The organism is Acinetobacter sp. YWS30-1 (assembly GCF_033558715.1).
GTDB lineage: Bacteria > Pseudomonadota > Gammaproteobacteria > Pseudomonadales > Moraxellaceae > Acinetobacter.
Window position 1 is genome coordinate 548,181 of sequence record NZ_CP114606.1, and the last position, 22,583, is coordinate 570,763.

Annotated in this window: 16 protein-coding genes, 7 tRNA genes and 1 rRNA gene; 20 read left to right on the plus strand and 4 right to left on the minus strand. The window is 44.5% G+C overall.

What is annotated here, in order from left to right; genetic code table 11:
• The first annotated feature begins 65 nt into the window (after positions 1 to 65).
• The 3 genes from O4M77_RS02545 to O4M77_RS02555 all read left to right on the plus strand — a co-directional run bounded on the left by O4M77_RS02545 (position 66) and on the right by O4M77_RS02555 (position 3,289).
• Positions 66 to 710 carry a phosphoribosylanthranilate isomerase gene (locus tag O4M77_RS02545; protein ID WP_323713771.1) on the plus strand — a complete coding sequence of 215 codons (645 nt, stop codon included), beginning with the start codon at positions 66 to 68 and terminating at the stop codon, positions 708 to 710.
• Positions 691 to 1,935 (plus strand): tryptophan synthase subunit beta, encoded by a 1,245-nt coding sequence (gene trpB, locus O4M77_RS02550; RefSeq protein ID WP_004782182.1) that lies wholly within the window; start codon positions 691 to 693, stop codon positions 1,933 to 1,935. The genes O4M77_RS02545 and trpB overlap by 20 nt, the downstream gene beginning before the upstream one ends.
• Before the next feature lie 361 nt (positions 1,936 to 2,296).
• The gene (locus tag O4M77_RS02555; protein ID WP_180048146.1) at positions 2,297 to 3,289 is read left to right on the plus strand and encodes a DUF2804 domain-containing protein; all 993 of its coding nucleotides are present in this window, start codon (positions 2,297 to 2,299) and stop codon (positions 3,287 to 3,289) included.
• Positions 3,290 to 3,355: 66 nt separating this feature from the next.
• On the opposite strand, the gene O4M77_RS02560 is transcribed toward O4M77_RS02555, so the two are convergent.
• Positions 3,356 to 4,234, minus strand: coding sequence for a metal-dependent hydrolase (locus tag O4M77_RS02560; protein ID WP_180011772.1), 879 nt, complete (start codon positions 4,232 to 4,234; stop codon positions 3,356 to 3,358).
• A 140-nt stretch (positions 4,235 to 4,374) separates the two neighbouring features.
• On the opposite strand from O4M77_RS02560, the gene O4M77_RS02565 reads away from it, so the two are divergent.
• The gene (locus tag O4M77_RS02565; protein WP_323713772.1) at positions 4,375 to 5,412 is read left to right on the plus strand and encodes a helix-turn-helix transcriptional regulator; all 1,038 of its coding nucleotides are present in this window, start codon (positions 4,375 to 4,377) and stop codon (positions 5,410 to 5,412) included.
• A 40-nt stretch (positions 5,413 to 5,452) separates the two neighbouring features.
• Here O4M77_RS02565 and O4M77_RS02570 read toward each other — a convergent pair whose 3' ends face one another.
• Entirely contained in the window at positions 5,453 to 6,784 is a 1,332-nt protein-coding gene (locus O4M77_RS02570) for a Na+/H+ antiporter NhaC family protein (RefSeq protein WP_323713773.1), read from the minus strand.
• Between the two features lie 365 nt (positions 6,785 to 7,149).
• Between O4M77_RS02570 and trpA the strand changes: the two genes are divergently transcribed.
• The 4 genes from trpA to O4M77_RS02590 are packed head-to-tail and all read left to right on the plus strand — an operon-like array spanning position 7,150 to position 11,147.
• Positions 7,150 to 7,950, plus strand: coding sequence for a tryptophan synthase subunit alpha (trpA, locus tag O4M77_RS02575; RefSeq protein WP_004782187.1), 801 nt, complete (start codon positions 7,150 to 7,152; stop codon positions 7,948 to 7,950).
• A 1-nt stretch (position 7,951) separates the two neighbouring features.
• Positions 7,952 to 8,848: an acetyl-CoA carboxylase, carboxyltransferase subunit beta gene (accD, locus tag O4M77_RS02580; RefSeq protein ID WP_034169942.1), complete on the plus strand. Its 897-nt coding sequence runs from the start codon at positions 7,952 to 7,954 to the stop codon at positions 8,846 to 8,848.
• Positions 8,845 to 10,128, plus strand: coding sequence for a bifunctional tetrahydrofolate synthase/dihydrofolate synthase (gene folC, locus O4M77_RS02585; protein WP_179993249.1), 1,284 nt, complete (start codon positions 8,845 to 8,847; stop codon positions 10,126 to 10,128). Before accD ends, folC begins: the two co-directional genes overlap by 4 nt.
• On the plus strand, positions 10,119 to 11,147 hold the full coding sequence (locus O4M77_RS02590; RefSeq protein WP_411580945.1) for an SPOR domain-containing protein: 1,029 nt from the start codon (positions 10,119 to 10,121) through the stop codon (positions 11,145 to 11,147). Before folC ends, O4M77_RS02590 begins: the two co-directional genes overlap by 10 nt.
• Positions 11,148 to 11,152: 5 nt before the next feature.
• On the opposite strand, the gene O4M77_RS02595 is transcribed toward O4M77_RS02590, so the two are convergent.
• Entirely contained in the window at positions 11,153 to 11,743 is a 591-nt protein-coding gene (locus O4M77_RS02595; protein ID WP_180138164.1) for a dual specificity protein phosphatase family protein, read from the minus strand.
• A gap of 647 nt (positions 11,744 to 12,390) precedes the next feature.
• The gene (locus O4M77_RS02600) at positions 12,391 to 13,032 is read right to left on the minus strand and encodes a peroxiredoxin (protein ID WP_104426585.1); all 642 of its coding nucleotides are present in this window, start codon (positions 13,030 to 13,032) and stop codon (positions 12,391 to 12,393) included.
• A 331-nt stretch (positions 13,033 to 13,363) separates the two neighbouring features.
• On the opposite strand from O4M77_RS02600, the gene secA reads away from it, so the two are divergent.
• From secA to O4M77_RS02660, 12 genes are all read left to right on the plus strand, one after another.
• The gene (gene secA / locus O4M77_RS02605; protein WP_323713774.1) at positions 13,364 to 16,090 is read left to right on the plus strand and encodes a preprotein translocase subunit SecA; all 2,727 of its coding nucleotides are present in this window, start codon (positions 13,364 to 13,366) and stop codon (positions 16,088 to 16,090) included.
• A 153-nt stretch (positions 16,091 to 16,243) separates the two neighbouring features.
• On the plus strand, positions 16,244 to 16,597 hold the full coding sequence (locus tag O4M77_RS02610) for a hypothetical protein (protein WP_323713775.1): 354 nt from the start codon (positions 16,244 to 16,246) through the stop codon (positions 16,595 to 16,597).
• Between the two features lie 154 nt (positions 16,598 to 16,751).
• Positions 16,752 to 17,972, plus strand: a complete 1,221-nt coding sequence (argJ, locus tag O4M77_RS02615) for a bifunctional glutamate N-acetyltransferase/amino-acid acetyltransferase ArgJ (protein ID WP_179993244.1) — start codon at positions 16,752 to 16,754, stop codon at positions 17,970 to 17,972.
• Between the two features lie 152 nt (positions 17,973 to 18,124).
• Positions 18,125 to 19,192 (plus strand): quinolinate synthase NadA, encoded by a 1,068-nt coding sequence (nadA, locus tag O4M77_RS02620; RefSeq protein ID WP_179993243.1) that lies wholly within the window; start codon positions 18,125 to 18,127, stop codon positions 19,190 to 19,192.
• Positions 19,193 to 19,346: 154 nt separating this feature from the next.
• A tRNA-Pro gene (locus tag O4M77_RS02625) sits at positions 19,347 to 19,423 on the plus strand.
• Between the two features lie 35 nt (positions 19,424 to 19,458).
• Positions 19,459 to 19,535: transfer RNA gene (locus tag O4M77_RS02630), tRNA-Arg, on the plus strand.
• A gap of 36 nt (positions 19,536 to 19,571) precedes the next feature.
• Positions 19,572 to 19,647: transfer RNA gene (locus O4M77_RS02635), tRNA-His, on the plus strand.
• A gap of 18 nt (positions 19,648 to 19,665) precedes the next feature.
• Positions 19,666 to 19,742: transfer RNA gene (locus O4M77_RS02640), tRNA-Pro, on the plus strand.
• Between the two features lie 78 nt (positions 19,743 to 19,820).
• Positions 19,821 to 19,896 (plus strand) — tRNA-His (locus O4M77_RS02645).
• Positions 19,897 to 19,914: 18 nt separating this feature from the next.
• Positions 19,915 to 19,991: transfer RNA gene (locus O4M77_RS02650), tRNA-Pro, on the plus strand.
• A 912-nt stretch (positions 19,992 to 20,903) separates the two neighbouring features.
• A 16S ribosomal RNA gene (locus O4M77_RS02655) occupies positions 20,904 to 22,441 on the plus strand.
• A gap of 61 nt (positions 22,442 to 22,502) precedes the next feature.
• A tRNA-Ile gene (locus O4M77_RS02660) sits at positions 22,503 to 22,579 on the plus strand.
• Positions 22,580 to 22,583 lie beyond the last annotated feature (4 nt).

Below are 22,583 nucleotides of genomic sequence, written 5' to 3' on the forward strand. Positions count from 1 at the left end.
ATTACAATGATTCACCCCAATCTCATAGATTACTTGATATCTTGGTAAATCAGAGCCAACACTATATGCGAACCCGTGCCAAAATCTGTGGAATCACCCGAGTTGAAGACGTCCAAGCTGTTGCGAATGCCGGCTGTGATGCCATTGGATTCGTGTTCTATCCACCGAGCCCACGTAGCGTGACTCAGGCACAAGCTGAAGTGCTGGTCAAAGCAGTGCCAGCTTATATTCAAGTGGTTGGCTTATTTGTTAATAGTACGGCAGATGACATCCAGGACATTTTAAAAACTGTTCCGCTAGATATTCTGCAGTTCCATGGTGATGAAAGCCCTGAACAATGTCAGGTTATCGCAAAGCAGGTTGGGCGTCGCTGGTATAAAGCGATTCAGGTCAAACCTGATCTGGACGTAGTCGCTGAGATTCAACGTTATCAGACAGCAGGGGCCAGCGCAGTACTGTTAGACGCATGGCATCCTGATTTAAAAGGTGGTACCGGCCACAGCTTTGACTGGAGCACCTTTCCTCAATTAGATATTCCCTTGATCCTGGCTGGGGGCTTAAACCCGGACAATATCGAGCAAGCAATTCACACCACACAGGCTTATGCTGTTGATGTTAGTGGTGGTGTCGAATCCGCAAAAGGTATAAAAGACCAACAACTCATAGAACGCTTTATGCAAGGAGTCCATCGTGGATCAGCAAAGTACTAATCACAACAAGCCCGTGATTGACTATACCCAATTCCCGGATGAGCGTGGACATTTCGGTATCCATGGCGGGCGTTTTGTGTCAGAAACTCTGATGGCGGCTTTACAAGATCTGGAAAAGCTTTATTTCCGCATGAAAGATGATGAACAGTTTCTGGCAGAATTCGACCGTGATCTAGCCTACTACGTAGGTCGTCCTAGTCCTTTATATCATGCTGAGCGATGGTCTAAAGAGTTGGGTGGTGCGCAAATTTACTTAAAGCGTGAAGATCTGAACCATACTGGCTCGCATAAAGTAAACAACACGATTGGTCAGGCTTTACTGGCTAAGCTTTCAGGTAAAAAACGCATTATTGCAGAAACTGGTGCCGGTCAGCACGGCGTGGCGACTGCAACGATCGCAGCACGTTTAGGCCTAGAATGTGTGGTATTCATGGGTGCTGAAGACGTGAAACGTCAGGCGATGAACGTTTACCGTATGCGTCTGCTGGGTGCAACAGTTGTCCCTGTAGAAAGTGGCTCTAAAACATTAAAAGATGCCATGAACGAGGCAATGCGTGACTGGGTCACCAATGTTGACTCAACTTATTATGTGATTGGTACCGTGGCAGGTCCACATCCATATCCACAATTGGTTCGTGACTTCCAGTCCATCATTGGCCGTGAAGCACGCCGTCAGATTCAGGAACAGGCAGGTCGTCTTCCAGATGCATTGGTTGCTTGTGTCGGTGGTGGTTCAAATGCAATGGGCTTGTTCTATCCATTCCTGAACGATCAGGATGTGAAAATGTATGGTGTTGAAGCCGCAGGTTTAGGGATTGAAACTGGCAAGCACTCTGCACCACTGAATGCGGGTCACGTCGGTGTACTGCATGGTAACCGTACTTATCTGATGTCTGATAAAGAAGGCCAGATCATTGAAACGCATTCAATTTCTGCCGGTCTGGATTATCCGGGTGTAGGTCCGGAGCACAGCTTCCTGAAAGATATGGAACGCGTGAACTATGTACCGATCAATGATCAGGAAGCGTTACAAGGTTTCCGTGATCTAACCAAGATCGAAGGGATCATTCCTGCGCTTGAAAGCTCACATGCGATGGCTTATGTCACTAAACTTGCCCCAACCATGGACAAGGATCAAATCATTATTGCGACCGTTTCTGGTCGTGGTGATAAAGACTTGATGACTGTTGCCCGTATTGATGGCGTAGAAATGGTTGAGATGTAAAATTTTCTCCGATCCCTCTTTTTCAAAGAGGGGTGAAAACCCTCCTATCTAAAAGGAGAGTAAGGTGGATTAAAAAAATCGTATTGAAGCTATTCAGTACGATTTTTTTATTTTTATAGATAAGAAAATTTTTAAAGATGAAGAGGAAGGATCAATCTGGCTGGAAGTGGTATAAAAATTATACAAGTTCTGGATAAAACAGCAAAAAATCAGTTTCTCATTCAGAAAATTAAAATGGTTATTTTAAGCAGAATTGGCCGGAAGAGCTGACGAACGGTTTTAAAAAATTCTTTATCAAATCTCAATAATCGGCATAATAGCTTCAAGCAAAAATAGTTTTTGATTGAGATGGAATGTCTTAATGGATTTAATTCAGGAAAATGGACAACCACGTTACGGACGTTTCAAAGAAATTCCAAAAAGTATTGATTACAATGCGTACCAGTACAAAAATCCCTATGGTGATGTACTCAAGGGATGGCGTAAACAACTAAAATATAAAAAATTTAAATTCTGTAGTATTCAACACGAACATTATACAATTGGCCTTGCGATTGCGGATATCGCTTGGGCTGGGCACAGTTTTTTCTACATCTATAACCATAGTACCAACGAAGTGCAGGAATGGAATGCGATCAATTTCTTCTCGCGCAATACGGTGCTAGACGAACAGCCATTATTTAATCATAGTTATTTTCACAAATCTCCCTTTCAGATTGATATCCAGCATGCCAATGGGGTGCGTTATATCCATGTGACCAAATATGGTGAAATCAAGCTTAGTGCCCGAATTTTCTGTGCAGGTACAGACCCGCTGAGTATGTGCAGTCCGACCGGAATCAATGGCTGGACCTATACCCAGAAATTGACCACTTTGGGTTGTGAAGGTTATTTCGTAAATAAGCAGGGTGAAACCATCCAGTTTAATGAGCGCACCTTCGCTTCTCTGGATGATACCTGCGGCTTTTTGCGTCCTGAAACTGCCTGGTTCTGGCTATCTTGTAATTTCTGGGATGCCAATCATAATCGTATCGGGATCAATCTCGCTTCCGGTGTTAATGAAAGCTTTGGTAATGAAAACTGTTTGTGGGTAAATGGTAAAATTTATCCTGTGGCGGATGTGTTGTTTCAGCAGGAATCTGACGAACGCTGGAACATCCAGTCATTAGATGGCTGCTTGAACCTGAATGTACATACGGGCTGGCGCCGTTATGAAAATCTGAATCTGCGTCTGGTCGGCAGTCAGTTTAGCCAGTGGCAGGCAAAAGTATCAGGCACCATCCGGCAAGATGGTCAGGAGATTGTACTGGTCAATGAATATGGACTTTTAGAACAGCACTATGCCAAGTGGTAACTTATTTCTTGTAGGTTTTGGATTCATAAAAAAGCCTTCAATCTCGAAGGCTTTTGATTTCTAGGTTTAATCTTCTGCAGCTTGCCAGAAGGCTTCTCCTGCCTGAATCGGGTCACCGGTTTCTGCCAGCGTTTTTACCCAGACATCATATTGAGCAATCACTGGGTGCTGGGATGGATGGAAATCCTTTTTAAACCAGTCACGATACTGTTTACCCATACGAGTCAGAGTCCCTTTTTTGCCAAAGAACCAAGGTAAGCCCCTGATATTCATTTGCAAGCGTTGCAGCGGACTAAAGCCATCATGTTTAAGCATGACATTGGCACGGTAAATGGTAAAACCAAACATCAGCAAAGTCGTAATGAGCAAAGTATATTGACGCAGCCATTCTGGCGTTTTTGCCACATCTTTCATCACATCAAAAGCCACATCACGATGTTCCATTTCCTCAATCGCATGCCAGGCAAACATGGCACGGACAAAAGGATGGGCATTTCTTAAAGTATCTTTTTGTCCATAAAAAGTTTCAGCCATCAGCGCGGTCAGATGTTCTGCGGCTGCAGTGACTGCAATATTGTACTCAGGTGAACGGTTCTTCAGGTCATAGTTCATCATGTAGTTCAGACGCTGAATAAACTGATCAACCGGCATGCCTTGTTCCCGCATCAGGTTATTCATCTTGTCATGGGCAATACCATGCTGTGCTTCCTGACGGATAAAATCAGCTACCCGTTTTTGCAGATCTGGATCTTTGATCTGGTCACGGAACAGACGCACACTCTGAATGAAATAACGTTCACCGTCTGGAAAGGTCAGACTCAGTGCATCAAACATACGGGTCAGGAATGGATCGCCACCAAACCAGTAACGCGGAATTTCACTCAGCTTAAAATCAAGATTACTGCGTACCACAGGCTGTACAGAAGATTTTAAAGGTGCGTTCATCTGCTTTCATTCTTTTTCTGGAGATGCTGACAGTATGTTCAGAATTGCACAAATTGTTTTGACAGATATGGCCAATTTTTATACATTTTACGCCATAGAAAAATAAAATATACATTCGCAGTGGAGACAGGGACGCGCTCATGCAGGACATCAAAATCTCCAATGGTTATATCCAACTATGGGCCACCTATTTGCGTAGCTTAAATATAGAACCTTTAACCGCAGAGTTTCTTGCAGATCTACGACCTCAGCTCATTGGACTGATTGATCAGCCTTTTGATGCACAAGTTCCGCTGGATTTTCTCAATAGCATCCTGTTAAGAACCCAAAAACAGCTAGCGTGTCCACAGTTAATTTTTGAAATTGTGCAGTGCATTCGGCCAGAACATTTTGGTGTGCTGGGCTATATGGTATCTAAAAGCAGCAGTATTCCTGAGATCATCGGCTATATCATGCGTTTTCAGCGACTGGTCATTGATGGGAGTGAATTTGTCCCATTGCAACTAAGACAGCATGCACAGAGTATTGAATTGTATTGGATCTATCAGAATGAGCGTTATAACCTGCTGAATGAGCTGACCATCGCAGCTATGGTGCAATTGGGACGTTTTATTTTGCAGGATCATCCTTTACTCTTGCGTCGGGTGCGTTTTGCCCATGCGCCAGAAATTGCCCGAATTCACTATCAAAAATTCTATGCTGCGGAAGTGCAGTTTTCACAGCAGGATTATGGCTTTGAACTGGATATACAGGGACTGAGCCTGAAATCGGAACAGGCCGATCCAATGCTATTACAGTTATTGATTCGTCAGGCTGAAGAAGCGATTGCGGCCAAACCGCCTGTAGAAAGTATTTTAACTCAGGCCCAAAAGGTGGTCGCAGAGCATCTGAGAAGCAGACAGCAGGCCATTAAAATTGAACAGCTGGCCGAGCAACTGTTTGTATCGACCCGAACCTTGCAGCGTCAACTAAGTGAGCAGGGTATTTCTTTTAAAAAACTATTGGAGCAGGAAAGGATCAAACGCTGTGAAAGCTTATTGCATCAGCCCCTAAGCCTGACCGAGATTGCCCAGCAACTAGACTATTCTGACCAGTCGGCTTTGGCCCGTGCTTATAAAGCGGCAACAGGCCGGACTTTATTGCAATATAGAAAACAATTAAAACAGGATCAGGCATAAAAAAACGGCCATCATTGGCCGCTTTATCTCATGACTTAATTTAAGCTGTTTTTAATTTAGGGTATCGGAAAGCAATCGCGATCACTGCAAAGATTGCCAGAATCCAGCAATAATACACGCCCCCGATTAGCTCGACTGGAGAAAGTTTGGCAATCGAACAGGCCAGTAATAATTGTGCGCCATAAGGGATCAGCCCCTGTACCACACAGGAGAAAATATCCATCAGGGCGGCGGCACGTTTCGGATCAACCCCATATTCTTTCGCCACTTCACGGGCCATATCACCAGCCAGAATAATCGCGACAGTGTTATTTGCTACAAACAGATTCGAAAATACGACCAAGAAACTGATCCCGATTTCACCGGCCCGCTGACGGCCCACTTTAAATAAGCGGGTCAGCGCGTAGATGCGTTCGATCAGCCAGCGTAAACCACCTTCACGTTGCATGATCGCAGACAGGCCACCTAAAAACATGGATAACAACGCCACTTCAAACATGCCGACAAAGCCATCATAAATGGAAGTGTTCAGCTTGAGGATATTGAAATCTGGCGTAGCAAATAGCCCAAATAAACCCGATAACACGACACCGATGGTTAAAACCGCCAGAACATGCAGACGGCTAAAAGCCAGTAAAAAGACCGCAATATAAGGCAGGACCAGGATCCAGTTAAAGTCCTTGTATTCCACTGGACTAGAACTACCAGTATTGAAGATATAGATCAAAATCGTGACGATAGAAGCCGGCACAGCAATCCAGACATTGACTCTGAATTTGTCACGTAACTGCACTTTCTGGCTGCTGGTTGCAGCGATGGTAGTATCTGAAATCATGGACAGGTTATCACCGAACATTGCTCCACCGACCACGGCGCCAATCGCATAAACCACCGGAATCCCGGTTACTTGTGCAAAGCCAAAGGCAATCGGTGCACAGGCGGCAATAGTTCCCATTGAGGTACCCATCGCCGTCGCAATAAATGCCGAAATCACAAAAAGCATCGGTAAGACAAAACTCGGAGGAATAACAGACAGGCCCATTTGTACAGTGGCATCAACACTGCCAATCGCACTGCTGACACTGGCAAAAGCACCGGCCAGCATAAACACCATGAACATCAGAATCAGGTTAGGATGGCTGGCACCTTTAAGAAATTCTTCAATACCCTGATTGAGTTTGCCACGATACACTAATGCAGCCAAGATAATCGCGGGCAGGGCAGCAACAGGCGCTTTAATCTGATAAAACGCAAATTCAGTTCCGATCAGAGAATGATAGATCCCGCTACCTAAAAAGATGGTTAAAAATACAATAAGCGGCAACAGTGCAATGGCGCGTGCCTGCACTGTACCTTCAGAGTCAGTCTGCATAGGAGATAAAAAAATAAGAGAATGGGGCTAGTATAAAACAGGTTTTGCAATTTCAGAAAACTTTAAATGAATGCGCTAACATCTGCATTTTTATTAATTTTTCCATGATAAAAATAAGTTTATCTAAATATTCAACATTTTAGGGAATGCCAAAATTAGGCATCTTTGATCATTGAGAAAAAAATCAAAATAATCGTAAATAGATCCCTTCGGGTTGTTCTGAAATCCTCGCACAGGAAATGAAATGCCAGAGGTCGATGTTGCACACTGTTCAATGTACAAAAAATAGCGTTACAATGCGATGTCTTGTATTTCTACATAGTCAATGTCTCAAGTTTGAAACACCTTAAGGAAAGCTCAGCCCTATGTCACGTTTAGCCACACGATTTGGACAACTTAAATCTCAACAGCGTAAAGCTTTAGTTTCTTATGTTATGGCTGGTGACCCGCATCCAGAGGTAACCGTACCTTTGCTGCACCAGATGGTGGACGCTGGCGTCGACGTGATTGAACTGGGTCTTCCTTTCTCAGATCCAATGGCAGATGGTCCGGTGATTGCTCTGGCCGCTGAACGCGCGCTGGCCGGTGGCACTAATACCTTGGATGCCCTGCACATGGTGAAAGAATTTCGCTTGAAAGACCGCGAAACACCAGTGGTACTCATGGGTTATCTCAATCCGGTTGAAGTCATTGGCTATGAAAAGTTTGTGGCTTATGCCTATGAATGCGGTGTCGACGGCGTGCTTCTGGTCGATCTTCCTCCTGAAGAAGCTCAAGATTTGGGGCAGGTGCTGGAAAAATATGAAATGGATCAGATTTTCCTGTTGGCTCCGACCTCAACTGATGAGCGTATTCAGCATGTAGTGAAACAGGCCAGTGGCTTTATTTACTATGTGTCGTTGAAAGGTGTGACGGGTGCTGCAACATTAGATGTATCTGAAGCAGCTGCACGTATTCAGAAAATTAAGGCAGAGACAGATGTTCCTGTAGGCGTGGGTTTTGGTATCAGTGATGCTGCATCTGCGAAAGCGATGGGTGTTGCTGCCGATGCAGTTATTGTGGGAAGTGCGTTTGTAAAACAGTTTGCAACCCTCGCGCCAGAACAAGCCGTTATTGCGACGGTGAATAAAGTCAAGGAGCTTCGAGCAGCGCTCGATGAGTTATAGTATGAGTCAACAAGTGAAATCAGGCAAAATTCTGAGCCCATCGACCCCATGGACGGAGCGTATTGTTCCGGGCATTCATGTACCTGATGAGCAAACTACCCTAAAAGCGACATTCACAGAGCCAACCATTGAGTGCCCTGAATGTCATGCTTTGGTGACACGTACTGCAATGTCATTTAATGCTTATGTTTGTCCACAATGCGATGAACATCTGAAAATGAAAGCACGTGACCGTCTGAACTGGTTCTTTGATCAGGTACAGACTGAAATGGGTCAGGAATTTACGGCCAAAGATCCACTGAAATTTGTCGACAGCAAAGCTTATCCTGAGCGTATGTCGGAAGCACAAAAGAAAACGGGTGAAACTGAAGCACTGATCGTGATGCAAGGTCTGCTGAAAGGTGTACCAATGATTGCAACCGCATTTGAATTCGACTTCATGGGCGGCTCTATGGGTACCGTAGTGGGTGACCGTTTTGTGCAGGCAGCCGAGCGTGCGATTGAAACACATCAGCCTTTGATCTGTTTTGCAGCTTCTGGTGGCGCGCGTATGCAGGAAGGCATGCTGTCTTTGATGCAAATGGCACGTACTTCAGCAGCGATTCAGCGTTTGAAAGAAGCAGGTCTGCCTTATGTGGTGGTATTGACCCATCCAGTCTACGGCGGTGTAACTGCATCTTTAGCCATGCTGGGTGATGTGCATCTGGCTGAACCGAAAGCGATGATTGGTTTTGCGGGTAAACGTGTGATCGAGCAGACCGTGCGTGAAAAACTGGACGAACCGTTCCAGCGCGCTGAATATTTGCTTGATCATGGTGTAATCGATCAGATTGTTCACCGTCATGCATTACGTGATACAGTTTATCGTATTATCACGAAATTGATGAACCTGCCTTGAACACAGCACCATTAGCAACTGATTCACTTGATACATGGCTCGATTATTGGAGCCATGTTCACGTTACGGGGATTGATTTAGGTCTAGAACGTGTTATTCCTGTGGCTGAAAAGCTGGGGGTGATCAATCCGGAGGCTAAAGTCCTGACGGTTGCCGGAACCAATGGTAAAGGTTCAACGACCACGACTCTGGCTGCCATTCTCAATGCTCAAGGTTTTAAGGTCGGACTGTATCAGTCTCCTCATGTATATCGTTTTAATGAACGGGTGAAATTACGTGGGGTTGAAGTCGAAGACCAGTTGCTGATTGATGCTTTTGTTGAAGTCGATCGGGCACGTCGCGAATGCGATTTAAGCCTGTCATTCTTTGAAGCAACCACACTTGCTGCATTTGTGATTTTTAAACATGAACTGTGTAATGTGTGGGTGCTGGAAGTCGGATTGGGCGGTCGTCTGGATGTGGTCAACGTGGTCAATCCGGATGTTGCAGTCATCACCAATATTGGGCTAGATCATACCGATTGGCTCGGTGACACCATTGAAAAAATTGCTTTTGAAAAAGCTGGCATTATCCGTCCGAATATTCCTGTGATATTTGGTGGTCAGCAAGATATTCCGCAAGCCATTCTGGATAAAGCTGCTGAATGCAATGCGCCGTTATATGCAGTTAACCGTGATTATTTCTATGAAGCCTTTGAAGATGGCAAAACCTGGGCCTTTGCATCGTCAGGTACGACTTTAAAATTGCCGACAGGTTCACTGGCGCTGGATAATATTTCGACAGCAGTTGCAGCGATCTTGCTAAGTGGTCTGGAAGTCAACCAGACAGCGATTGCGGAAGGAGTTCAGGCAGCTAAATTGCCGGGGCGTTTTGAAGTCCGAGAAATTCAGAATAAGACTGTAATTTTTGATGCCGGACATAACCCGCATGGGGTAGAGTTCCTGTTAAAACAATTACGCAATTATTTAAATTACAACAAGAAATATAAAGAAGTCATTTGTGTATTTTCCATGCTGGCAGATAAAGATATAAATTCTGTCGTCAAGTTGTTGAAAGACACTGTTCATTTGTGGAAAATTGCACCATTATCTGTACCACGTGCGGCAGAGGTCACACTTTTGACTGATGCATTGCAAGGTGAATTGATAGAACAATTTGACAATGTAAAATTAGCTTTTAAATCAGCGCTGGATGAAACAGAGAATAATCAGCTGATTTTGGTATGTGGTTCATTTCATACCTTAGAGGCGGTATGGGAGTATTTGGAAGAATGTCAATGAATAACAAACAACGCTGGATGGGTGGCGTTGTTTTACTAGGTGGTGGTGTTTTATTGGCAGCATTACTCCTGAAAGGCCAAAATGAAATTCATCAGGATCGTCAGCAAAACCCGGCACTGGCTGCAGAAGTAGAATCAAAAGATACAGTCAACAATTCATTAGGTTCTTTAACAGTCGATGTGGAAACAGAAAAACGTCTGCTGGAACAGCAGCGTCGTGACCGCGAAAAAGCAGTGGCTGAACAGGAAGCCCGTGCAGCTGAATTTTTAGCCATGCAACAGCAGGCTGAGGCAGATGCAGCACGTCGTGCGGCTGAAGAATATGCTGCTTTGAATGCCCATCGTATGGGACAGCAAAGTTCAGACAATATTCCACCTGAGCTGGCAGAAGATGAACAGACGAAGCAAAAACGTCTGGCTGAAGACAAGGCTGCTGCACAAAAAAAGTTAGAACAGCAGAAACTTGAGCAGCAAAAAGCCCAAACTTCAGCTGATACTGCCAAGAAACAGGCAGAGCAGAAGGCTGCAGAAGAAAAACGTAAGCTAGAAGAGAAACGTAAAGCTGAAGAAGCGCATAAGGCAGCTGAAGCAAAACGTAAGGCCGAGGAAGAGCACAAAGCGGCTGAAAAGAAAAAAGAAGCTGAGCATAAAGCTGCTGAAGAAAAACGTAAGGCAGAAGAAAAGCGCAAAGCTGAAGAGAAACATAAAGCTGAAGAAGCCAAGAAAAAGGCTGAAGCTGAAAAAGCCCGTAAACTTCTTGAAGGTGAAAGTGATAAACAGTGGATGGTGCAGGTGGCATTGGCTGCCAATGAAGCCAATGCTGATGCCATTGCGGCCAAACTGCGAGCCAAAGGCTACAAGGTCACCAAGAGCCAGACATCTAAAGGTGTGCGTATCATGGTCGGTCCATCTAAAGACCGTGAAACAGCAGATGCACTGCGTAAGAAAATCGCGTCTGATGCCAGCCTGAACATGAAATCAGCCTGGGTGAATGACTGGGTGCCGCTAGATAAGCGTTAACTCTCTTACTTAACTGAAGTTTCTGTAGATGGATTCGCGAGTTGCTCGCGAATCCATTTTACATTTTCAGGAGTAAATAATTTTTCAATATTGCGCCAAATTGAATGAAAGCCATAACCGCCATGCTTCATTTCCTGTACTGCATCTTCAATGCGCCAGTTCTGAAAAATAATCCGGTACATGGCCACACTGGCACCGGTACGGTCTGAACCGTGATAACAGTGTAAAAGTATTTTTTCATTATTTTGTCGTGCCTGCTGGATTAACTGCATCACATTCAGTAAATCCTCGCGATTCATAGCCCAGGTATGAATGGGAACATGTTTAAGCTTGAGGTCTTCATTTGACAAAATATCCGTATCTTTATCGCGTGAACGCAGGTTGATCACCACATTAATGGCATATTGTTTTAATAAGGGCGTCAGTTCATCGCTTGGCTGTTCACTTCGGTAAAGTTCATTGCTAATCTGATAAAAATTATGTTCTTCATGCAGTTCCTGTCCCCAATGCATTGGGCGTTCCTGTTCAGGCAGCGCTGGAGTACAGCCAGATAAAACAAGTGTAGAAACCAGAAGAAGTACATAATTATTTTTCATTGCAACCTAACTCACCTTTTTAATCATTCTCTTCAACAGCATATCGGCTTTTTCAAAAAAAAGCCTGTCCGAAGACAGGCTTGATGGGAAAAGTTCGAAAACCCGGCTCGTCGGTGGGTATCAAACTAAACATGAAAATGAGGGTTGATGCATGATGATCTTCATTTTCATGGTGGAGAGTTTTTTCTAAATTTTCGGTGTCATGGTTAAAGAGCAGTAACTTTGCTTATCCGTATAACTTTAGCATAGCTGAGGTTCTTGAGCGAAAAAGTACCACCTTTTAGAGACTACGCGTTTCGCTTGTCTTACGAATAACTAAAGCAGTGCTTTCAAATTATCACTCGAAGCATAGCTTCTCGTCTTGCATTCAAGCAAAGCGGTGTTTTGGAAGCTACGCGCTGCGCTTGTCTTGTCACAAATTAAAGCAGTGCTTCAAATACTGCGCACTTCGTTTGCTTTGCGCAAAACTGAAAAGCAGTGCTTTCAGTTTTGTCACTCGAAGCATAGCTTCTCGTCTTGCGCAAGGGCAGTACAATGGAAACTGCGCGCTACGCTTGCCTTGCGCAAAATTAAAAAGGAGTCCTTTTAATTCCTTACCAGCCATAGCATAGCTATGGCTCTTGCGCTCGGGCGAAGCAGTGCTTCGCTTATCCTCGCTCAGGCTGTGGTGTCAGACGTAGGTATGGAGTTACTGCCTTATAACCTTTAGGGAAGCGTTGTTTAATTTCTTCCTCATCTTTCAGTGAAGGTACAATCACTACATCATCGCCATGTTGCCAGTTAGCCGGGGTTGCGACTTTATGGTTGTCGGTTAATTGCAGAGAGTCGACTACACGTAATACTTCATGGAAATTACGACCTGTTGATGCAGGGTAGGTAATAATCAGACGCACTTTCTTGTTTGGATCAATGATTACCAGAGAACGTACAGTTAGGGTTTCGCTGGCATTTGGGTGAATGAAACCATACAGCTCAGACACTTTTCGGTCCTGATCAGCAATGATCGGGAAGTTAACGGTGGTACCTTGAGTTTCATTGATATCTTTGATCCAGCCATGATGCGATTCAACATCATCAACAGAAAGCGCAATCGCTTTCACGCCACGTTTTGTAAACTCGTCTTTCAGTTTCGCGGTAAAGCCCAGTTCAGTGGTACATACAGGTGTGTAGTCTGCTGGATGTGAAAATAAAATGCCCCAACTATCGCCTAGAAAGTCATAAAAGTTAATTAAGCCTTCGCTAGATTGCTGTTCAAAATTCGGTGCGGTATCGCCTAAACGTAAACTCATTTTCTTGCCTCAATTGATCTTGTAATGTGTCGATGAGAATAAATATGAACCAATTTTTTTATGATTAAAAATAGTGTTTTTAGAATTTCTTATGAATAAACCGAATAAAGAAGTAGGCTGTCGATTCAGAATCAGACAAATCAGTCGTCTAATTAACTATATTGCATGGGTAAAATTTGCTACATTACTTTGCCTTAGGTCTCAGGGCTAGAACTAAGGATGAGATTTTTTCTGGGGTTTTTCAGCAAAACCCTTGTAGTTCAAATTTCTAGCACCATAATAACGACTAAGAACATATTTAATCGACAAGCAAGATTTAGAGAGTCTATACATGTTGGCAAGTCTGATCGGAGGAATCTTCGGTACTAAAAATGAGCGCGAACTCAAACGCATGCGTAAAATCGTAGATAAGATTAATGCGCTCGAGCCGACGATATCAGCCCTAAGCGATGCAGACTTATCTGCAAAAACTGAAGAATTTAAACAACGATATAATAAAGGCGAAAGTCTAGATAAGTTACTTCCTGAAGCATTCGCAGTCTGTCGTGAAGCTGCAAAACGTGTCATGGGAATGCGTCACTATGACGTACAGTTGATTGGTGGTATTACCCTGCATGAAGGCAAGATTGCCGAGATGCGTACCGGTGAAGGTAAAACCCTGATGGGGACGCTGGCCTGTTATCTTAATGCATTGAGCGGGCAGGGTGTCCATGTCATCACGGTGAACGACTATCTGGCACAACGTGATGCCGAGTTAAACCGTCCATTGTTCGAATTCTTGGGTTTAAGCATTGGGATTATCTATTCCATGCAGAATCCGATAGAAAAATCTGAAGCCTATAAAGCAGACATCACTTACGGTACCAATAATGAATTCGGTTTCGACTATCTTCGTGACAACATGGTGTTCTCGCTGGCTGAGAAAAAACAGCGTGGTCTGACCTATGCTATTATCGATGAGGTCGATTCGATCCTGATCGATGAAGCACGTACACCACTGATTATCTCTGGTCAAAGTGAAGATTCTTCCCAGCTTTATGCAGCAATCAATAACATTCCGCCGAAATTAAAAGCACAGAAAGAAGAAAAAGTCCCGGATGGCGGTCATTTCTGGATTGATGAAAAACAGCGTTCAGTAGAAATTACAGAAACCGGTTTTGAAACCATTGAAAGTGAATTGATTGCAATGGGCTTGCTGGCTGAAGGTGAAAGCCTGTATTCAGCTTCTAATCTGAATTTGCTGCATCATGTGACTGCTGCGATTCGTGCGCACTATCTGTATCAACGTAATGTGCATTACATCATCCATGAAGGTGAAGTGATCATCGTCGATGAAAATACCGGTCGTACCATGCCGGGCCGTCGCTGGTCTGAAGGTCTGCACCAGGCAGTTGAAGCAAAAGAAGGTCTGGAAATCCAGCCGGAAAACCAAACCCTTGCAACCACCACATTCCAGAACTATTTCCGTCTGTATAAAAAATTATCCGGTATGACCGGTACTGCAGATACTGAAGCTGCGGAAATGAAAGAAATTTACGGTCTGGATGTGGTAATCATTCCAACCCACCGTCCAATGATTCGTAATGACCAGAACGATTTGATCTACCTGAATCGTGAAGGTAAGTACAACGCGATTATTCAGGAAATTCAACGTGTTCACGAAGCTGGTGTTGCGCCAATCCTAATTGGTACGGCCACTATTGAAGCGTCGGAAATTCTTTCTGACAAGCTTAAAGAAGCTGGTATTGAACATGAAGTCCTGAATGCCAAACAGCATGAGCGTGAAGCAGATATTATTGCCCAAGCGGGTGCACCGCGTGCTGTAACGATTGCAACTAACATGGCCGGTCGTGGTACCGATATTTTGCTGGGTGGTAACTGGAAAGCGCTACTGGCCAAAATTGAAAACCCAACCCCTGAAGATGAAGCACGCCTGAAAGCAGAATGGGAAGCGAATCATGAAGCAGTTCTTGCTTCTGGTGGTTTGCATATTATCGGTTCTGAGCGTCATGAATCTCGCCGTATCGATAACCAGTTGCGTGGTCGTGCGGGCCGTCAGGGTGACCCGGGTGTATCGCGTTTCTACCTGTCTCTTGAAGATGACTTGATGCGTATCTTTGCGGGTGACCGTGTGGTTGCCATGATGCGTGCGATGGGCTTAAAAGAAGATGAAGCGATTGAACACAAAATGGTGTCACGCTCAATCGAAAATGCACAGCGTAAAGTAGAAGCACGTAACTTCGACATTCGTAAGAACCTGTTGAAATACGATGACGTGAATAACGAGCAGCGTAAAATTATCTATAGTCAGCGTGATGAGATTCTGGCTGAAAGTTCATTGCAAGATTATATCGAAGAGATGATCCGTGAAGTGATGCAGGGCATGATCGCCAACTATATTCCGCCTGAATCAATTCATGATCAGTGGGATATTGAAGGTCTGGAACTTGCACTACGTGAAGACTTATCGATTGATCTGCCAGTCGCACAATGGTTAGAGCAGGATCGTCGTTTAGATGAAGAAGCACTGGTTGAACGAATTACTGAAGAAGTGGTAAACCGTTACCGTTCACGTCGTGAACAAATGGGTGCTGAATCTGCAGCATCACTCGAACGTCATTTCATGTTGAACTCTCTGGACCGTCACTGGAAAGAGCATCTGGCTGCGATGGATTACCTGCGTCAAGGGATTCATTTACGCGGTTATGCACAGAAAAACCCAGAGCAGGAATACAAAAAAGAAGCCTATAACCTGTTTGTAAACATGCTGGGCGTGATTAAATCTGACGTCATTACTGATCTGTCACGTATCCATGTGCCAACACCTGAAGAGCTGGCTGAAATGGAAGCACAGCAGCAGGCACAGGCTGAAGCGATGCGTTTGCAGTTATCTCATCAGGAATTTGATGGATTACTGGCTGAAGAAGATGAAATCACCATTGAACAGAATGCGCAGGCTAATCCGGTTGCACCAGTCTTTGAAGCACCGGCAAGCCGTAATGCACCTTGTCCATGTGGTTCAGGTCTGAAATACAAACAGTGTCATGGCAAGATCTAATTTCTGCTAAGTTTCTAAACTATAAAAAGATCAGGACCAAATGGTCCTGATCTTTTTATGTATATGGACTTTTCAGCTGATGAATACTGTTTGCACTGTACCGGATTAAATGGTATTTAATGGCAGATTGAACACCGCAAAGTGGAAGAAACAATGACAAAAGTATTAAAAACGATGATGGTTGCTGCTTTGGTAATCCCGACTTTAAGTTTTGCTGAAACAGCAACAACGACACCTGCTAAAGTTCAGCAGGCCATTGGTCCAACTACGGCTCAGCTTCAGACGGGTACAGATGGTCAGGTGACCATTGCAAGTCCGCGTACTGGCATTCGCTATACCTTTAATAATTCAAACCGTCCAATCGTTTTGCAGACTGCAGCGATTGCAGCAGCCAATGCAGCGAATGCTGACCGTATTGTTGCTTCTAACCCAGCGCTTTCTGCGGCAAGTCAGCAACAGGCGAAACAAGCTTTATTGAGTGAATCAACCCAGCTGGCTAAAAACTAAGTTTGATCCAGTTTAATAAAACCAGTCACCATGACTGGTTTTTTATTGTGAAAAACCATAAGAAAAGTGAGTGTTCATCTGGCTTTGGCTCGATTTTTTAATGAAGATCAACTAAGCTGTATTTTTCTGAAACTTCAATATTGGACATTTAAAAATGGCAGTTGGTGACGTATCTATGCCACAGATGCATGTGGTAAAAGGGGTGAGAATTGGTTCGGCAGAAGCGTATGTACGCTATCAGAACCGACGTGACCTGGTGATATTTGAACTGGCTGAAGGCTCCAATGTTGCAGGTGTATTTACCCAGAATGCTTTTTGTGCTGCTCCTGTACATGTTTCTAAAGCACATCTGGCGGTAGGTAACCCACATTATTTAGTGATTAATACCGGAAATGCCAATGCGGGTACAGGTGCTACAGGTATGGCAAATGCTGAAGCCACTTGTGCCAAACTGGCTGAACTTGCAGGCGTGAAAGCTGAAGAAGTATTGCCATTTTCAACAGGGGTGATTGGCGAACAATTACCAATGGAACGTCTTCTGAATGGTTTGCAGCCTGCATTAGAGTCATTGCGTGATGATGCCTGGATCGATGCGGCAACCGGCATCATGACCACAGACACTACACCAAAAGGTGCATCTGAACAGTTCGAACTGGACGGTATTACTTATACCATGACCGGGATTTCCAAAGGTGCCGGCATGATTCGCCCAAATATGGCCACTATGCTAGGTTATGTGGCGACTGATGTGCCAATCAGCCGTGAACTGGTTCAACAGCTTTTATCTGAGACAGTGAATCAGTCATTCAACCGCATTACCATTGATGGGGATACCTCAACCAATGACTCTTGCATTTTTATTGCTACAGGTCAGGCCGGTGGAACAGAAATTTCATCAGTTGAAGATCCGCGTTATGCAGCTGTGCTTGAGGTATTAATGCGTACCATGAAACGCCTTGCGCAATTGATTGTGCGTGATGGTGAAGGCGCAACCAAGTTTATTACTGTGGCCGTAGAAGGTGGTGCCAATACTCAGGAATGCTGTGACGTGGCCTATAGCATCGCGCATTCTCCATTGGTGAAAACTGCGATCTTTGCTTCTGATCCAAACTGGGGACGTATTCTGGCTGCAATCGGTTATGCAGGTGTGGCGAATTTAGACGTTGCAAAAATTCAGGTTTGGTTAGATGATGTACAAATCTGCAAGGATGGTGGTGCTGCAGCAGACTATACCGAAGAGGCAGGTGCACGTGTGATGGCACAAGCTGAAATGACGATTCGTGTTGATCTTGGACGTGGTGAAGCAAAAGATACAGTCTATACCTGTGACCTGTCCTATGATTATGTGAAGATCAATGCTGATTATCGTTCATAATTCAGATTGTTTCTAAAGCCTCCGTTGTGGGGCTTTTTTTATATCTTATGATTTTTAATGACTGGTCAAAAAAGTATTTTGCTAGAGATGACCGGGATGTAGGGTGAAAGGTTCGTTGAATAATGAACCATGAGGGTAGAGTAAGAGTTGTTATGAATGATGCGACCAAATTAATAGCCAATGAAGCCAAATCGATTGTGCAGGCGCATTTAGATCGTTTAGGAGAACCCAAAGAGCATCAGATCAGTGCACAGGCCAAACAGGAAAAATTTGCACAGATTCAAGCCGAATTGGAAAAGCAGAATGCAGTACTAGTTGCACATTATTATTGTGATCCTGAAATACAGGAACTGGCAGAACTGACTGGTGGCTGTGTGTCCGATTCATTGGAAATGGCGCGTTTTGGACGTGACCATCCCGCATCGACCTTGGTGGTAGCTGGGGTTAAGTTCATGGGGGAAACTTCAAAAATACTTTCACCAGAAAAAACCGTCCTGATGCCAACTCTTGAAGCGACCTGTTCACTGGATTTGGGTTGTCCGGTAGAAGAATTTACCAAATTCTGTGATGCGCATCCTGATCATACTGTAGTGGTGTATGCTAATACTTCGGCTGCGGTTAAAGCCCGCGCTGACTGGGTCGTGACTTCAAGTTGTGCAGTTGAGATTATTGAACACCTCGATAGTTTAGGTGAAAAAATTATCTGGGCACCGGATCAGCATCTAGGGCGTTATATCCAGAATAAAACCGGTGCTGACATGCTGCTTTGGGATGGCGCGTGTATCGTCCACGAAGAATTTCGTTCGCGCGGAATTGCTAATATGAAAGCCTTATATCCAGATGCGGCAGTGCTGGTCCATCCAGAATCACCGATGTCTGTGGTAGAAATTGCTGATGCAGTCGGAAGTACTTCTCAGTTAATCAAGGCAGCTCAAACCTTGCCACATCAGCGTTTGATCGTGGCAACAGATCGCGGTATTTTCTATAAAATGCAGCAGGCTGTGCCAGATAAGATTCTGATTGAAGCTCCAACCGCTGGAGAAGGAGCAACCTGTCGTTCATGTGCACACTGTCCTTGGATGGCCATGAACGAGCTAGATGGAATCTTGCATGTTCTACAACATCGTGATCAGGAGATTCATGTTGACCCCGCATTAGCTCAACGAGCCAAACTGCCTTTAGATCGTATGCTGGATTTTAGTGCCAGCTTGAAACGCTAAGATTTTGTATAAAAAATGTCTGAAATGCTTGATAAATAAACGCTTGAAGTGTTTTTTTGATTTTTTTTAAATATAGGTGTTGACGTCTTATGGCGTCACGCCTAGAATGCACACCGTACCAAGCGATAAGCTTGATACGAAAGCTGAGATGAATCGGAGCATAGCACAGCCTGGTAGTGCACCTGGTTTGGGACCAGGGGGTCGTAGGTTCGAATCCTACTGCTCCGACCAATTCTTCAAGGCGGATGGTGAAAATCATCAGTAAAGCGCTTGTAGCTCAGTTGGATAGAGCATCCGCCTTCTAAGCGGATGGTCACAGGTTCGAATCCTGTCAGGCGCGCCATTTTTGGTGGCTTGATATTTAAGAACCAAGGCAATGGTGGATGTAGCTCAGTTGGTAGAGCCCCGGATTGTGATTCCGGTTGTCGTGGGTTCGAATCCCATCATTCACCCCAACTCTTTGAGTTGAACATCGGAGCATAGCACAGCCTGGTAGTGCACCTGGTTTGGGACCAGGGGGTCGTAGGTTCGAATCCTACTGCTCCGACCATCTTCTTCATGGTGGTTAAGATAAATGATACCGCGTCAAGCGGTTTTTTTATGTCTAAATAATGAAGACACCGTAATGGTGGATGTAGCTCAGTTGGTAGAGCCCCGGATTGTGATTCCGGTTGTCGTGGGTTCGAATCCCATCATTCACCCCAACTCTTTGAGTTGAACATCGGAGCATAGCACAGCCTGGTAGTGCACCTGGTTTGGGACCAGGGGGTCGTAGGTTCGAATCCTACTGCTCCGACCATCGATAAAAATGATTAATTATATAGATACCGCATCAGGCGGTTTTTTTATGTCTGAAATTTAACTACGAATTAAATTTAGCAATCAAAATAAAAATAGATTAAAAACTGGTTATTTATTAAGTTCATTCTTCATTCTTCATTCTTCATTCTTCATTCTTCATTCTTCATTCTTCATTCTTCATTCTTCATTCTTCATTCTTCATTCCAGAATTATGTTTTTAATAAGTCGAGCTAAATGTACCTAGATCTTTTTATGGGTGAGTCGCATTAATTGGGAGGTCCATAGGGATTGTGAAAATAAGAAAAATATTTATTCGAGTGAGTTGGAAGAATATTTTAAGCAAGAGTAGTTATAGGAATAAAAAACTAAATTGCACTTTATTAAGCTGAAACGAAATAGTCCCTGTTTTTTAAATTAAAAAATGGAAATAGTAAAAAGATATCTAAAAAATAGGGTTTTTAGATTAAAGAATATGCATATATGACATTTTTGTAGAAATAATAATCAACTGAAGTATTTTCTTAAAAATAGGGGTTGCGCTTGTTTGGGATTGGTCTATAATGCACATCCATCGGCGGTGATGAAGATTAAAACTTCTGATAAAACAGTAACTTAGCATGAAATGGTTGAGTTGAGTTTTAGAAAGAAAGTTTAAAAATAATTTTCATTACTGGTTGACTTTCTAGAGATAGAGAGTAATATAGCCGACCTAGCTTGCTACTGACGAAGTAGTGAGAAGATCATTAAGAGATTATGAAGAACAACTTGTGTGGATTTTTACTGGTTGATTGATCGAAATTATTTTCATTGATTGAATGGTAGAAATTACTCGAAGTTTATTTGAGAAATATTTGTCAGAAAATTGATGAGCCAAGTTTAAGAACTTTACTTATAAAGTTCGAAATGATTTTAACTGAAGAGTTTGATCATGGCTCAGATTGAACGCTGGCGGCAGGCTTAACACATGCAAGTCGAGCGGGGATAGGGTGCTTGCACCTGATTCCTAGCGGCGGACGGGTGAGTAATGCTTAGGAATCTGCCTATTAGTGGGGGACAACGTTCCGAAAGGGACGCTAATACCGCATACGTCCTACGGGAGAAAGCAGGGGATCTTCGGACCTTGCGCTAATAGATGAGCCTAAGTCGGATTAGCTAGTTGGTGGGGTAAAGGCCTACCAAGGCGACGATCTGTAGCGGGTCTGAGAGGATGATCCGCCACACTGGGACTGAGACACGGCCCAGACTCCTACGGGAGGCAGCAGTGGGGAATATTGGACAATGGAGGCAACTCTGATCCAGCCATGCCGCGTGTGTGAAGAAGGCCTTTTGGTTGTAAAGCACTTTAAGCGAGGAGGAGGCTTACCTGGTTAATACCCGGGATAAGTGGACGTTACTCGCAGAATAAGCACCGGCTAACTCTGTGCCAGCAGCCGCGGTAATACAGAGGGTGCAAGCGTTAATCGGATTTACTGGGCGTAAAGCGCGCGTAGGTGGCTAATTAAGTCAAATGTGAAATCCCCGAGCTTAACTTGGGAATTGCATTCGATACTGGTTAGCTAGAGTATGGGAGAGGATGGTAGAATTCCAGGTGTAGCGGTGAAATGCGTAGAGATCTGGAGGAATACCGATGGCGAAGGCAGCCATCTGGCCTAATACTGACACTGAGGTGCGAAAGCATGGGGAGCAAACAGGATTAGATACCCTGGTAGTCCATGCCGTAAACGATGTCTACTAGCCGTTGGGGCCCTTGAGGCTTTAGTGGCGCAGCTAACGCGATAAGTAGACCGCCTGGGGAGTACGGTCGCAAGACTAAAACTCAAATGAATTGACGGGGGCCCGCACAAGCGGTGGAGCATGTGGTTTAATTCGATGCAACGCGAAGAACCTTACCTGGCCTTGACATACAGAGAACTTTCCAGAGATGGATTGGTGCCTTCGGGAACTCTGATACAGGTGCTGCATGGCTGTCGTCAGCTCGTGTCGTGAGATGTTGGGTTAAGTCCCGCAACGAGCGCAACCCTTTTCCTTATTTGCCAGCACTTCGGGTGGGAACTTTAAGGATACTGCCAGTGACAAACTGGAGGAAGGCGGGGACGACGTCAAGTCATCATGGCCCTTACGGCCAGGGCTACACACGTGCTACAATGGTCGGTACAAAGGGTTGCTACTGCGCGAGCAGATGCTAATCTCAAAAAGCCGATCGTAGTCCGGATCGCAGTCTGCAACTCGACTGCGTGAAGTCGGAATCGCTAGTAATCGCGGATCAGAATGCCGCGGTGAATACGTTCCCGGGCCTTGTACACACCGCCCGTCACACCATGGGAGTTTGTTGCACCAGAAGTAGGTAGTCTAACCTTAGGGAGGACGCTTACCACGGTGTGGCCGATGACTGGGGTGAAGTCGTAACAAGGTAGCCGTAGGGGAACCTGCGGCTGGATCACCTCCTTAACGAAAGATTGACGATTGGTAAGAATCCACAACAAGTTGTTCTTCATGACGATGTATCTGAGGGTCTGTAGCTCAGTTGGTTAGAGCACACGCTTGATAAGCGTGGGGTCACAAGTTCAAGTCTTGTCAGACCCACCATTCT